This is a genomic window from Ectobacillus sp. (assembly GCF_056992975.1).
This window is the reverse complement of sequence record NZ_JBXKMX010000057.1, coordinates 1-14,423: the sequence shown is the minus strand read 5'-3', so window position 1 is coordinate 14,423 and position 14,423 is coordinate 1. Positions and strand designations below refer to the sequence as shown.

General features: G+C 37.4%; 11 protein-coding genes and 1 pseudogene. 11 read left to right on the top strand and 1 reads right to left on the bottom strand.

The genetic code is table 11. The annotated features are described in order from the left end of the window. Positions 1 to 7 precede the first annotated feature (7 nt). Positions 8 to 1,762, top strand: a complete 1,755-nt coding sequence (gene pyk, locus AC11ZT_RS02680) for a pyruvate kinase (protein ID WP_484058127.1) — start codon at positions 8 to 10, stop codon at positions 1,760 to 1,762. A gap of 122 nt (positions 1,763 to 1,884) precedes the next feature. Continuing rightward, entirely contained in the window at positions 1,885 to 2,277 is a 393-nt protein-coding gene (locus tag AC11ZT_RS02675; protein WP_484058126.1) for an FxsA family protein, read from the top strand. A 40-nt stretch (positions 2,278 to 2,317) separates the two neighbouring features. On the opposite strand, the gene ytvI is transcribed toward AC11ZT_RS02675, so the two are convergent. Next, positions 2,318 to 3,409, bottom strand: coding sequence for a sporulation integral membrane protein YtvI (ytvI, locus tag AC11ZT_RS02670; RefSeq protein WP_484058175.1), 1,092 nt, complete (start codon positions 3,407 to 3,409; stop codon positions 2,318 to 2,320). 172 nt (positions 3,410 to 3,581) lie between these two features. On the opposite strand from ytvI, the gene AC11ZT_RS02665 reads away from it, so the two are divergent. From AC11ZT_RS02665 to AC11ZT_RS02625, 9 genes and pseudogenes are all read left to right on the top strand, one after another. Next, positions 3,582 to 4,040, top strand: a complete 459-nt coding sequence (locus AC11ZT_RS02665; RefSeq protein WP_484058174.1) for a DUF441 domain-containing protein — start codon at positions 3,582 to 3,584, stop codon at positions 4,038 to 4,040. A 238-nt stretch (positions 4,041 to 4,278) separates the two neighbouring features. Next, complete coding sequence (gene citZ / locus AC11ZT_RS02660; RefSeq protein WP_484058125.1) at positions 4,279 to 5,397, top strand: citrate synthase; 1,119 nt, start codon at positions 4,279 to 4,281, stop codon at positions 5,395 to 5,397. 121 nt (positions 5,398 to 5,518) lie between these two features. Further along, entirely contained in the window at positions 5,519 to 6,808 is a 1,290-nt protein-coding gene (gene icd / locus AC11ZT_RS02655; RefSeq protein ID WP_484058124.1) for an NADP-dependent isocitrate dehydrogenase, read from the top strand. Positions 6,809 to 6,821: 13 nt separating this feature from the next. Beyond that, positions 6,822 to 7,760, top strand: a complete 939-nt coding sequence (gene mdh, locus AC11ZT_RS02650; protein ID WP_484058123.1) for a malate dehydrogenase — start codon at positions 6,822 to 6,824, stop codon at positions 7,758 to 7,760. Positions 7,761 to 8,032: 272 nt separating this feature from the next. Beyond that, positions 8,033 to 8,749 carry a winged helix-turn-helix domain-containing protein gene (locus AC11ZT_RS02645; protein WP_484058122.1) on the top strand — a complete coding sequence of 239 codons (717 nt, stop codon included), beginning with the start codon at positions 8,033 to 8,035 and terminating at the stop codon, positions 8,747 to 8,749. Beyond that, complete coding sequence (gene pnpS, locus AC11ZT_RS02640) at positions 8,742 to 10,502, top strand: two-component system histidine kinase PnpS (RefSeq protein ID WP_484058121.1); 1,761 nt, start codon at positions 8,742 to 8,744, stop codon at positions 10,500 to 10,502. The genes AC11ZT_RS02645 and pnpS overlap by 8 nt, the downstream gene beginning before the upstream one ends. A 280-nt stretch (positions 10,503 to 10,782) precedes the next feature. Beyond that, positions 10,783 to 13,416 (top strand): DNA polymerase I, encoded by a 2,634-nt coding sequence (gene polA / locus AC11ZT_RS02635; protein ID WP_484058120.1) that lies wholly within the window; start codon positions 10,783 to 10,785, stop codon positions 13,414 to 13,416. Between the two features lie 12 nt (positions 13,417 to 13,428). Then, complete coding sequence (mutM, locus tag AC11ZT_RS02630; protein WP_484058119.1) at positions 13,429 to 14,265, top strand: DNA-formamidopyrimidine glycosylase; 837 nt, start codon at positions 13,429 to 13,431, stop codon at positions 14,263 to 14,265. Between the two features lie 60 nt (positions 14,266 to 14,325). After that, positions 14,326 to 14,423: pseudogene (locus AC11ZT_RS02625) on the top strand (sporulation membrane protein YtaF); the annotation flags it as partial.

Here is a 14,423-nt window from a genome sequence, read left to right as displayed (position 1 = left end):
GTATTTTATGCGAAAAACTAAAATTGTTTGTACAATAGGTCCAGCTAGTGAAAGTATTGAAAAGTTAGTGGAATTAATACAATCTGGTATGAATGTAGCACGTTTAAATTTCTCTCACGGAAGTCATGAAGAACACGCTGCACGTATTATCAGTATTCGCGAAGCTGCAAAACGTACAGGTAAGACGGTTGCAATTTTGTTAGATACGAAGGGACCAGAAATTCGTACACATGATTTCGAAAACGGAATGGCTGAGTTAGTAACAGGTGCAGAGGTTATTATTTCGACTGAGCAAGTACTAGGGACAGCAGAAAAATTTTCTGTTTCTTATGCTGGACTTTATGATGACGTAGATCCTGGCTCAAAAATTTTAATTGATGATGGTCTAATTGAGCTTGAAGTACTAGAAAAAGCAAATGGTGAAATTCGTACGAAAGTACTAAATAGCGGAATTGTTAAAAATAAAAAAGGTGTTAACGTACCAAATGTAAGCATAAAGCTTCCTGGTATTACAGAAAAAGACGTAAGTGACATCGTATTTGGTATTGAACAAAAAGTTGATTTTATCGCAGCATCATTTGTACGTAAAGCCTCTGATATTTTAGAAATTCGCGAATTACTAGAGGGGCATGATGCACAATACATCCAAGTTATTCCTAAAATTGAAAACCAAGAAGGAATTGATAACATTGATTCTATTCTAGAAGTTTCTGATGGTTTAATGGTTGCTCGTGGTGACATGGGTGTTGAAATTCCACCAGAAGAAGTACCTCTTGTACAAAAACGTCTAATCAAAAAATGTAACGCACTTGGCAAGCCTGTTATTACTGCAACGCAAATGTTGGATTCCATGCAACGCAACCCACGTCCAACACGTGCTGAAGCAAGTGACGTTGCGAACGCTATTTTCGATGGAACAGATGCTATTATGCTTTCTGGAGAAACTGCTGCGGGATCTTACCCAGTTGAATCTGTAAAAATGATGGCTTCCATTGCAAAACGTGTGGAACAATCCTTACAATACGAAGATTTGTTCCGTAAACGTATGAAAGAAGCTAAATCTACGATTACAGATGCAATTAGTCAATCAGTAGCTCATACAGCAGTTGCTTTAGATGTTGCTGCCATCGTAACCCCAACAGAAAGTGGTTATACTGCAAAGATGATTTCGAAGTATCGTCCGAAATCTCCAATCGTAGCCGTAACATTTAATGAAATGATTTGCCGTCGCTTGGCACTTGTATGGGGCGTTCAAGCATATTTGGCAAAAGGAACGGTAAATTCAACAGATGAATTGCTTGAAACTGCTATCGATACAGGTATGGATGCAGGCATTATTAATTTTGGAGATACGGTTGTCATTACAGCAGGTGTTCCAGTTGGTGAAACAGGAACTACAAACTTAATGAAAATTCACGTTGTTGGGGAACAAGTAGCTAACGGTCAAGGAATTGGACGTAAATCAGCAACAGGTAAAGTGGTATCTGCAAAAAATGCTGCTGAAGCATTAGCAAAAATGAATAAAGGCGATGTACTTGTTACAATTGCAACAGATAAAGACATGATGGAAGCTATTCATATGGCCTCTGCATTAGTGATTGAAGAAGGCGGATTAACGAGTCATGCAGCTATCGTAGGTGTATCGATTGGAATTCCAGTTGTTGTAGGGGTACAAAACGCTACTTCTATCCTGCAAGATGGACAAGAGGTAACTGTAGATGCAGCAAGAGGAATTATTTACAACGGTCACGCTGTACTTTAATTAATATAAGTAAAAAAAGAAGAAGGATTGATTCCCTCTTCTTTTTTTTATGTTATAGTATGGGAAATTCCTATTTCTATATAGGGCATGCATGACATGATACGTATAAACGGAGGAAACATATGATAAAATTTTTGGCTATTCTATTTATTGTGGTTCCTGCAATAGAGGTAACCTTACTGGTAGCCTCCAGTCACTGGATTGGTGTATTTCCTACATTTATTATAATGATAGCAACAGGAGTAATGGGAGCTTATATAGCAAGAAAACAAGGCTTAGCTGTAGTTCGTCAAGCAAATGAACAGATGCGCCAAGGAATCCTACCAGCAGATTCAATCCTAGATGGTATTTGCATATTATTTGGGGGAATTCTCCTCATGACACCTGGCTATGTAACAGATGTACTTGGATTGATCTTATTAGTACCGATCAGCAGAAAACGAATAAAATTCATGGGAATGAAATGGATTCAGAGAAGAATGAGAGGGAACACAACAATTATTTGGAAACAATAAACACCGTCTGGTAAACGAGACGGTGTTTATTGTTTTGTATTTATTTTTCTCCTTTAACATAAGTCCATAGATCTTGAAATACGTGTGCTTTGTATAGAGTAGAAATGAGGACTAGTGTTGTTGGCCCTATAATTAAACCTAGAACTCCAAATAATTTAAAGCCAACAAATAATGCAATTAGTGTAGCAAGAGGGTCCACTCCGATGTTCGAAGAAAGAATTTTCGGTTCGATTAGCTGACGCTGTACAATAACTACTATATATAATATGAGCAGTCCAAGCGCAAAGGATGTGTCTCCGGTGAACCATACATATAAAATCCAAGGGACAAATACTGTACCCGTTCCAAGGTAAGGAAGCAAGTCTACAATTCCAGTAATTAAAGCAACTGTAATTGCATAAGGAACACGTAAAATTAAAAATCCGAGTAAAACGATAACAGTCGTCATAGATATAAGGGTAAACTGTGCTTTGATATAACCGAAGAGCGCTTTTTGAAGATCCTTAAAAATTGTTATGCCATAACCATGCATTTTTTTAGGAACAATTTTTTTAACCGTATTTCCGATTCTGTGCCAGTCATTAGCGATAAAGAAGGTTGCTAATAGGATAAAGATGAGCACGGTAACCGTTGTAGGAAGAGCGCTTATAAAATTCGTGAGCCACGTCAATATCGTTGTTAAAATATCTTTCACACTTTGTGTTAACGATGTGCCGATATTTTGGATATTCGTAGTAATGGTTTGTTGCTGAGATACGCCGAGACGATTAAATTTAGTTGATAAGTCATCATAGAGCGGCATAATATTGTGTACGAGTATGTCTTGTAAATAAGAAGCGAATTTTGGAAATTTGTCTGGTAAAATAATGAGTAAATAATTAGCTGCCGCAATCGCTTCCGTGACGAGAAGAATAACTAAGCCAATGATTGCCCCGAATACTAGAATAAGTGTAACAAATACCGCAAGAGGCCTTGGAAACCTTAACTTTCTATCTAAAAAATTTACAATTGGATTAATCATATATGCTATGATCAGTGCAATAATAAACGGATAAACAAGTCCTGAAACGTACATTAAAAGAAATATTCCAAGGTAAGCTACAGCCAGTATTAATAAAATGCGTAAACCGATAAAAATATATGTTTTGTTCAAAAAAAATCCTCCCATTCGCTACTGAACGCAATATGTAAGTGCTCCATAAAATGTGGGTAATTTCTAGCTAAACTACCTGTATTTTAACATGGAAATTAAGGGAAAAGAAAGTTACTTCCGTATGGAATTAGGAAAGGGTGATGGAAAGCGTATGAGTCAATCTAGTTTGTTTTTACTTGTTTTGCTAGTGATAGGAATTGTTGCTAAAAACCAATCGTTAACAGTTGCGGTAATGATTTTATTTGTTTTGAAACTCACATTTATAGGAGAGAAAATATTTCCTTACTTACAGCAAAAAGGAATAAATATAGGTGTTACTGTTATTACCATTGCCGTACTTGTTCCGATTGCAACAGGAGAAATTGGGTTTAAACAGCTGATTGACGCAATGAAATCTTATTATGCCTGGATTGCCCTTGGTTCTGGGATTGTTGTTGCTTTGCTTGCGAAAGGAGGTTTGCAACTTTTAACACAGGATCCGCAAATGACGGCAGCACTCGTATTAGGAACGATTTTAGCGGTTACGCTATTCAACGGTGTTGCCGTCGGACCGCTCATTGGAGCAGGGATTGCTTATGCAATTATGCAGCTTATAGAACTTATAAAATAGAGTTTTTTGTCATTAAATTCATTAAACCAATTCTTTTCATTTCCAAATATCAGATAATTGTTTATAATAGTAATTAAAGAGGTGCCAAACTACCATTTACCTAGGAATGCATTTAATGATGAGAAAAGTAACAACCACATAAAATAATACCTTTTTCCACGTTTGTTTTATGTTCTGTTGTTTTTCTATGGGCACTTCCTGTGGGCTGGGAGAATTATGAGAAAAAGGAGAGAATATTATGACAAGTACGAAAGGTCTTGAAGGGGTAGTAGCAACAACATCATCAATCAGCTCCATTATTGATGACACATTAACATATGTAGGTTATGAAATTGACGATTTAGCTGAACATGCTTCTTTTGAAGAAGTTGTGTATTTACTATGGCATCGTAAACTGCCTAACAGAGCAGAATTAGAAGAGTTAACATCTCAACTGAAGGAATTTGCAGAAGTACCAGCAGAAGTGTTAGCATACTTAAAAATCACAAACTTAGATAATGCTCATCCAATGACGGTTTTACGTACAGCTATTTCTATGTTAGCTTTGTATGATGAAAATGCTGAAGCTATGGATGAAAATTCAAATTATTTGAAAGCGGTTAAATTGCAGGCTAGAATTTCAACACTTGTGGCAGCCTATGCAAGAATCCGTAAAGGCTTGGAAGCTGTTGCACCAAATAAGGAACTTACTTTTGCAGCTAATTTCTTGTACATGCTAAATGATAGACTTCCAAAAGATATTGAAATCGAAGCTTTCAACAAAGCACTTGTACTTCATGCTGATCATGAACTAAATGCTTCTACATTTACTGCTCGTGTATGTGTGGCTACTCTTTCTGATGTATATTCTGGTATTACATCAGCAATTGGAGCTTTAAAAGGTCCTCTTCACGGTGGTGCTAATGAACAAGTAATGAAAATGCTTTCTGAAATTGGGGAAGTAGCGAACGTAGAATCTTATATTACAAACGCTTTAAATAACAAAGTGAAAATTATGGGATTCGGTCACCGTGTATACCGCAAAGGAGATCCTCGTGCTAAGCATTTAAAAGAAATGTCTAAGCAATTGGGTCAATTAACTGGTGAAACAAAATGGTATGATATGAGTGTGAAGATACAAGACATCGTAACTTCTACAAAAGGATTACCACCAAATGTAGATTTCTACTCTGCATCAGTGTATCATTGTTTAGGAATCGAACATGATTTGTTTACACCAATCTTTGCTGTCAGCCGTACTTCTGGTTGGTTAGCTCATATTTTAGAACAATATTCAAACAACCGTTTGATTCGTCCTCGTGCAGAATATACTGGTCCTGTAAATCAAAAATATGTTCCAGTTGAAGATAGAATCTAATATCTGCATAGTAAATTTAGTAATAAAGTAAGACAACACTATAGTTGATCAAAAGAAGGTCTTTATGCAGACTTTTAGACCTTCTTTTGTTTCATACATATTTTATATGGGGGTAATTGCATTGACTACTGGACAAAAAATCACTGTTACTAACAGCATCTTGAATGTACCAAATAACCCAGTAATTCCTTTTATTGAAGGTGACGGAATTGGTCCTGATATTTGGGCCGCTGCTTCACGCGTACTAGACGCAGCCGTAGAAAAAGCTTATAACGGAGAAAAGAAAATTGTTTGGAAAGAAGTACTTGCTGGAGAAAAAGCATTTAACCAAACTGGCGAATGGCTTCCACAAGAAACTCTTGACGTAATTCGTGAATATTTAATTGCTATTAAGGGACCTCTTACAACTCCAATCGGTGGCGGTATTCGTTCTTTGAACGTTGCACTTCGTCAACAATTGGATCTTTATGTTTGCTTACGTCCTGTTCGCTACTTTGAAGGAGTTCCTTCACCAGTTAAGCGTCCACAAGATACTGACATGGTAATTTTCCGTGAAAATACAGAAGATATTTATGCTGGTATTGAATGGGAACAAGGTAGTGCTGAAGCTCAAAAAGTACTAAATTTCTTACAAAACGAAATGGGCGTTACGAAAATCCGCTTCCCAGAAACTTCTGGTTTTGGTATTAAACCAGTTTCTGAAGAAGGAACAAAACGTCTTGTTCGTGCTGCAATCAACTATGCCATCTCTGAAAACCGTAAGTCTGTAACGCTTGTTCATAAAGGTAACATTATGAAGTTCACAGAAGGCGCATTCAAGAAATGGGGCTATGAAGTAGCAGAACAAGAATTTGGTGATAAAGTATTTACATGGACTGAATATGATCGCATTGTTGAAAAAGAAGGAAAAGAAGCAGCAAACAAAGCGATGGCTGCAGCAGAAGAAGCTGGAAAAATCATCGTAAAAGATTCTATCGCTGATATTTTCTTACAACAAATTTTAACTCGCCCACGTGAGTTCGATGTTGTAGCAACAATGAACTTAAACGGCGATTACATTTCTGATGCACTTGCTGCTCAAGTAGGTGGTATTGGTATCGCTCCTGGAGCTAACATCAACTATGTGACTGGACATGCTATTTTCGAAGCAACACATGGTACTGCTCCTAAATATGCTGGCATGGATAAAGTAAATCCTTCTTCTATCCTTCTTTCTGGTGTTCTTATGCTTGAACACTTAGGCTGGAACGAAGCAGCTCAGCTTGTTACAGCTTCAGTTGAAAATACAATTGAATCTAAAGTTGTAACATATGACTTTGCTCGTCTTATGGAAGGCGCTACAGAAGTAAAATGCTCTGAATTTGCAGATGAATTAATTAAGAATATGGATGCAGTGAAAACCGTTAAATAAGGGGAGAAACAGAATGACTCGCTCACGTAAGAAAATTTCTGTTATCGGTGCTGGATTTACTGGAGCAACTGCTGCTTTCTTCACAGCTCAAAAAGAGCTAGGTGACGTAGTACTTGTAGATATTCCACAAATGGAAAACCCTACAAAAGGGAAAGCATTAGATATGCTTGAAGCTAGCCCAGTTCAAGGATTTGATTCTAACATTATCGGTACTTCTGACTATGCAGACACTGCTGATTCTGACGTAGTAATCATCACTGCTGGTATCGCTCGTAAACCAGGAATGAGCCGTGACGATTTAGTTGCTACAAACTCTAAAATCATGAAGAGTGTAACAAGAGAAATCGTTAAATATTCTCCAAACACAGTAATCATTGTATTAACAAATCCAGTTGATGCTATGACTTACACTGTATACAAAGAATCAGGTCTTCCTAAAGAACGCGTGATCGGACAATCTGGTGTTCTTGACACAGCTCGTTTCCGTACATTCGTTGCACAAGAACTTAACCTGTCTGTTAAAGATGTAACAGGTTTTGTATTAGGCGGCCACGGTGATGATATGGTACCTCTAGTTCGTTACTCTTATGCTGGCGGTATTCCATTGGAAAACCTAATTGCTAAAGAACGTTTAGAAGAAATTGTAGCACGTACTCGTAAAGGCGGGGGCGAAATCGTTAACCTTTTAGGTAACGGTAGTGCATACTATGCTCCTGCTGCCGCTTTAGTTGAAATGGCTGAAGCTGTTCTTAAAGACCAACGTCGTGTTCTTCCAGCTATCGCTTACTTAGAAGGCGAATATGGTTACAGCGATCTTTACCTAGGAGTTCCTGTCGTACTTGGTTCTAACGGTATCGAAAAAGTAATCGAACTTGATCTTTTAGACGAAGAAAAAGCTGCATTAAATAAATCTGTTGAATCTGTACGTAACGTAATGAAGGTTCTTGCATAAGAAACAGATTTTACAATTTTCACTTAAAAAAGATTCGGGACCAATCCCGAATCTTTTTTTTTGCTTAAAAGCAAAATAAAAATGTAAAATATTTTAAATAACAATCCAATTTATGGGTAAAATGCAGTTTTTGTCGAGAATACGTGAGAAAAGCTTGCTTACTATAACGAGTTGACTTGAGCATCCTAGTATTATCTAGTATCATAAAAAGGATAGTATAAATAAAATATATGGATGAAGCTCGGTTTTACTTTATCGCTTGGAGGAATACAATGAGTAACCGAATACTAGTGGTGGATGACGAAGAATTTATTTTAACGTTGATTGAATTTAATCTTCAACAAGCTGGGTTTGAAGTCATAACCGCCATGGACGGAGAAACGGGGCTTCAGAAGGCAACGGAAGAACGTCCAGATTTGATTATACTAGATTTAATGCTTCCGAAGATGGATGGTATGGAAGTATGTAAGGAATTGCGTCTTCAACGCGTTATGACTCCAATTTTAATGCTTACAGCTAAAGATGATGAATTCGATAAAGTTCTTGGGCTTGAACTTGGTGCAGATGATTATATGACCAAGCCATTTAGCCCAAGAGAGGTTGTTGCGAGGGTAAAAGCTATTTTACGCCGAACAAAAATACAGGAAGAGCCTGTACAGGAAGAAAAGGATTCCGGAAATATTCTCATTGCAGATTTAAAAATATTACCTGAGTACTACGAAGCCTTTTTCCTAGAAGAAAAACTTGAATTAACTCCGAAAGAATTCGAACTTCTTGTATATTTAGCAAAGCACAAAGGCCGTGTATTAACACGAGATCAGCTGCTCAGTGCTGTTTGGAATTATGATTTTGCAGGTGACACACGGATAGTAGATGTACATATTAGTCATCTTCGCGACAAAATTGAAAAAAATACAAAGAAACCAGTTTATATTAAAACGATTCGTGGATTAGGCTATAAGTTAGAGGAGCCAAAGGCAGATGAATAAGTTTCGTTCGAGGCTTATGTTTGCCTTAATCTCTTTAATTGTTACCGTCCTAGTTGGGTTAGGTCTTTTACTAGGGCAGCTCTTTAAAGGGTTTTACATGGACAACTTCAATAAACGGATGGAAAATGAACTACGATATGTTGCCTCGGTTGTAGAATGGGAAGGAATTCGTTATTCACTCTCCTATCCAGAAACGCTGAATCGTGTGGAAACGAGCTTACAGGAAAGTATAAGCTTATTGGATGAACATGGTAAAGTGTTGTATGACTCAAAGGGAAGAAAGAGTGAGATTGAATCAAATGCTGCCATTTCAGATATTATCTCGAAGCTTGATAATCGAACAGATGTTGTAGAAGGTAGGAGCGGGGATTCCCAGTTGTATTACTATGGCGTGCTACTGCAAGATAAACATGATGATCGGGCATATTTGATTGTTGATTTTTCCTACAGTGCATTAAATGATATTCATAAAAAAATATGGGGCGTACTAATTACCAGTTTTATTATTGCATTTGGGGTTATTGTATTTTTAGGGATTAAAATAACAGCACAATATACAAAGCCTATTGAAAACGTAACAAAGGTTGCTATTGAACTTGCAAAGGGGAATTACAAAGCAAGGGCATATGGAAATCAGGCAGATGAAACAGGTATGCTTAGCCAAGCGATGAATATTCTTGCGCGTAATTTACAAGAAATGACGTCGGCACAGGAAATGCAGCAGGACCGACTTCATACGCTGATAGAAAATATGGGTAGCGGCATGATATTAATAGATAGTCATGGTTATATAAGCTTAGTAAACCGTTCTTATAAAGAAATTTTCCACGTTACAAATGAGCAATTTTTAAATCGACTGTATTATGAAGCATTTGAACATAAGGAAATTATAGCTTTGGTGGAAGAAATATTTATGACAGAGGTAAAAGTGAGGAAGCAAATGCTATTGCCTCTTCAAATTGAAAGAAAGCATTTCGAAGTATATGGGGCGCCTATCATTAGTACGAGTCATGAATGGAAGGGAATTGTTCTTGTATTTCATGATATTACGGAACTCAAACGATTAGAGCAAATGAGAAAGGATTTCTTAGCAAACGTTTCTCATGAGCTAAAAACCCCTATCACCTCGATTAAAGGGTTTTCTGAAACACTATTGGACGGAGCAATGGAAGATGAAAAACTACGTGTCTATTTTCTTTCTATCATTTTAAAAGAAAGCGATCGGATGCAAAGTTTAATTGAGGATCTATTAGATTTATCCAAAATTGAACAACAAGGATTTAGGCTGAATATGAGTACGGTAGATATTAAGCAACTATTAGAAGAAATTGGTGTTATATTGCAAGGAAAGGCTGAAGGAAAACCTATTTCTCTAACTATACAAGCTGACGAGCATATTATTATTCCGGGCGATCCTCATCGGTTAAAGCAAATTTTCATAAATTTAATGAACAATGCAATTTCATACACACCAGCAGGTGGCAATGTAACTGTGCATGTAAAGGATGAACCTAAGTGGATTTCTATTACCGTATCAGATACAGGGATTGGTATTAATAAAGAAGAAATACCAAGAATTTTTGAGCGCTTCTATCGAGTAGATAAGGCTCGTAGCCGAAATACTGGGGGAACTGGATTAGGTTTATCTATAGTAAAGCATTTAGTAGAAGCACACAGTGGATATATTACGGTGCAAAGTGAGATGGGCAAAGGAACCACTTTTACCGTTCGACTTCGTAAAGTTTTAAACTGATGTTTTACATTATATTAACACTAAGTTCACTATTGATTAATAATACCTTGCTATATTATTAGTTGAAAACCCCTTCATCCAAGGAGTAGTTTTGGGCGAGAATACACGTAGTTTTTCTCGTCCTTTCCCTATCTTTTCTATCAATGATATGTAGTTTTAATATATTTTTCGGCAAAAGCCGTTATGTTCCCTCTCTACTAAGGTCATGCTATTATAGAGAGTGGATATAACGGCTTTTATTGGTTGTTAACTTATCGAACATATGGGGAGGTACAGCCACTTGAGTAAAAAGGTTGTCTTACTGGACGGAAATAGTATTGCTTATCGTGCGTTTTTTGCACTTCCACTGTTAAATAATGATAAAGGAATACATACGAATGCTATTTACGGCTTTACTATGATGTTAATGAGAATTATAGAAGAAGAAAAGCCAACACATATACTGGTAGCATTCGATGCAGGAAAAACGACATTTCGTCATCAAACATTTGCTGATTATAAAGGTGGACGGCAAAAAACTCCATCGGAGCTATCAGAACAGTTTCCTTTTATTCGAGAAGTATTGGATGCTTTTCATGTAAAACGATACGAACTTGAGAATTATGAAGCGGATGATATAATTGGAACGCTTGCGCTGGAAGCAAGTAAGCAAGGAGCAAACGTGAAGATTATTTCAGGAGATCGTGATTTATTGCAGCTTGTTTCTACACAAACAACTGTAGCCATTACACGTAAGGGAATTACAGAAGTAGATGAATTTACGCCAGAAACATTGTTTGAAAAGTACAGTCTAACCCCTTCGCAAATCATTGATATGAAAGGATTGATGGGGGATTCATCGGATAACATTCCAGGGGTGCCAGGTGTAGGAGAAAAGACTGCGATTAAGCTTCTAAACGAATTTAAAACCGTTGAACAGGTTTATGAAAATATAGAAGGTGTTAGTGGAAAGAAGCTAAAGGAGAAGCTTGAGCTAAATAAGGATCAAGCTATGATGAGTAAGGAGCTTGCTACTATTAATCAGCATTCACCTATTCAAGTATCCATAGATGAAATGGAATTTAACGGATATACCGTCGATGATATAGTACCGATATTTAAAAATCTAGGTTTTCATTCGTTGCTAGATAAATTAGATGTAAAGGAAGAAGCAAATGAAGCGGTAGAGCTGGATCAAATCTCGTTTGCAATTGTAGATGAGCTTAGTAGCGATATGTTACAAAATGAAAGTGCTCTTATTGTGGAAGTACAGGAAGATAATTATCACCGTGCATCCATTCAAGGGTTTGGTATTCAAAATGAAACGGGCTGTTATTTTGTTCCTGCTGATCTTGCCTTGCAGTCTGAATTGTTTCGTAACTGGCTGGCAGACGAGGATATGAAGAAATACACGTTCGATGTAAAGCGTGCCTCTGTTGCGTTAAAATGGAAAGGAATAGAGCTACGCGGCATTGTGTTCGATTTACTTATTGCAGCATATTTGCTGGATCCTGCTGAAACCGATAAGGACTTTCGAACAGTAGCAAAAATGAAGGCCCATCATGCTGTATCCTCTGATGAAGAGGTGTATGGAAAAGGCGCAAAGCGTATGGTGCCAGATGATAGCGTTGTAGCGGAGCATATTTCTCGTAAAGCACATGTTCTGTATGAAGTGAAGCAATCATTTGTGGATGAGCTTCAGAAAAACAATCAATATGATTTGTTAACAGATTTAGAATTGCCGCTTTCCATTGTACTAGCTGACATGGAATATACAGGCGTGCATGTAGATAGCAGTCGGTTACGTGACATGGGAGAGGAGCTATCTAAAAAACTGAAACAAATGGAAATAGATATTCACCAATTAGCAGGAACAGAGTTCAATATAAACTCGCCTAAGCAGCTCGGGGTTATTCTTTTTGAAAAGTTAAACCTACCTGTCATGAAAAAAACAAAAACGGGATACTCTACCTCGGCGGATGTGCTAGAGAAATTAAAGCATCATCATGAAATCGTAGAGAAAATTTTACAATATAGACAAATCGGCAAGTTGTATAGTACGTACATTGAAGGCTTATTAAAGGTTGTGTATGAAGATACATCTAAAATTCATACCAGATTTAACCAAGTGCTTACGCAAACAGGGCGATTAAGTTCTACAGAGCCGAACCTACAAAATATACCGATTCGACTAGAGGAAGGGCGTAAGATTCGACAAGCCTTTGTACCTTCAGAAGAAGGTTGGATAATCTTCTCTGCAGATTATTCGCAAATTGAATTACGTGTACTGGCGCATATTGCGAATGATAAAGGTCTGATGGAAGCATTTCATCATGATATGGACATTCATACGAAAACAGCAATGGATGTATTTGGTGTAGCGAAGGAAGAAGTGACAGCCAATATGAGAAGACAAGCAAAGGCTGTTAACTTCGGAATTGTATATGGCATTAGTGATTATGGATTATCGCAGAATTTAAACATTACCCGTAAAGATGCGGCATCTTTTATTGAAAAGTATTTTGAAAGCTTTCCTGGTGTAAAAGAATATATGGAACGTATTGTGCAAGAAGCAAAGCTACAAGGATATGTCACAACGTTGTTAAATCGTCGAAGATATATTCCAGAAATCACAAGTCGTAATTTTAATTTACGCAGCTTTGCAGAACGTACGGCTATGAACACGCCTATTCAAGGAAGTGCTGCAGATATTATTAAAAAAGCGATGATTGACATGTATGCACGCTTACGAACGGAAAAAGTTCGTGCTAAGTTACTTTTACAAGTACATGATGAACTCATATTTGAAGCTCCGAAAGAGGAGATAGAAATCTTGAAAACAATTGTTCCTGATGTTATGGAACATGCAGTTGAATTACATGTGCCCTTAAAAGTGGACTATGCATATGGTCCTACATGGTATGATGCGAAATAAGGAAGTGTAGAGATGCCAGAATTACCAGAGGTTGAAGCTGTAAAACATACATTACAGCAGCTTATCATTGGGAAAAAAGTAGAAAATGTAAGTGTGACGTATCCGAAATTAATCAAGAAACCTGATGATGTACAGCAGTTTCAAACGATGCTTCAAAATGAAATCATCGAGGGAATCGGAAGAAGGGGGAAATTCCTCCTTTTTTATACAACGAATTACACACTTGTATCCCATCTTCGGATGGAAGGAAAATATAGATTGTTTGATGCTACTGAAGAACAAGCTAAACATACTCATGTTGTCTTTCGTTTTACAGATGGTACAGAATTACGTTATCAGGATGTACGGAAGTTTGGAACGATGCATTTATTTCAAAAGGGGGACGAAAAAATTAGCCATCCCCTTATAGAACTTGGTCCAGAGCCGCTATCTCCAAATCTAACTGTTTCATATTTGCAAGAAATCCTTCAAAAATCTCATCGGAAGATTAAAGTCATTCTTCTCGATCAGCATGTTGTGGTAGGACTAGGTAATATATATGTGGATGAGGTTCTTTATCGCTCTCAGATTCATCCTGAACGCGAGGCAGCCTCCCTACTTAAAGAAGAGATTCAGACGTTATACCAAGAAATAGTGCATACGTTATCAGAAGCTGTCGCCAAGGGTGGGAGTACCATTCGTACTTATGTGAACTCACAAGGGGAAATTGGCACATTCCAACAGCAATTATTTGTATACGGCCATCAAGGGGAACCATGTAGTGTATGCGGATCTCCAATTATAAAAACGGTAGTCGGTGGCCGAGGTACTCATTATTGTGCGGTCTGTCAACAGAAGGAAAAAGATTAACATCGGATAGGCATACGTCATATACATACGGTAACGGTGTATATGGAAAGGAGCCTACCGATGCAAAGCTATCTTTCTCTTTTTCTTTTAGCTTTCACGCTAAGTTTGGATAGTTGTAGTGTGGGACTAACTTACGGGCTTAGAAGGCTGACGATTTC

What these genes read in the sequence shown, in the direction of transcription:
- pyk (WP_484058127.1), top strand. Translation starts at nt 8, where the DNA reads ATGCGAAAAACTAAAATTGTTTGTACAATAGGTCCAGCTAGTGAAAGT.
- AC11ZT_RS02675 (WP_484058126.1), top strand. Translation starts at nt 1,885, where the DNA reads ATGATAAAATTTTTGGCTATTCTATTTATTGTGGTTCCTGCAATAGAG.
- AC11ZT_RS02665 (WP_484058174.1), top strand. Translation starts at nt 3,582, where the DNA reads ATGAGTCAATCTAGTTTGTTTTTACTTGTTTTGCTAGTGATAGGAATT.
- citZ (WP_484058125.1), top strand. Translation starts at nt 4,279, where the DNA reads ATGACAAGTACGAAAGGTCTTGAAGGGGTAGTAGCAACAACATCATCA.
- mdh (WP_484058123.1), top strand. Translation starts at nt 6,822, where the DNA reads ATGACTCGCTCACGTAAGAAAATTTCTGTTATCGGTGCTGGATTTACT.
- AC11ZT_RS02645 (WP_484058122.1), top strand. Translation starts at nt 8,033, where the DNA reads ATGAGTAACCGAATACTAGTGGTGGATGACGAAGAATTTATTTTAACG.
- pnpS (WP_484058121.1), top strand. Translation starts at nt 8,742, where the DNA reads ATGAATAAGTTTCGTTCGAGGCTTATGTTTGCCTTAATCTCTTTAATT.
- mutM (WP_484058119.1), top strand. Translation starts at nt 13,429, where the DNA reads ATGCCAGAATTACCAGAGGTTGAAGCTGTAAAACATACATTACAGCAG.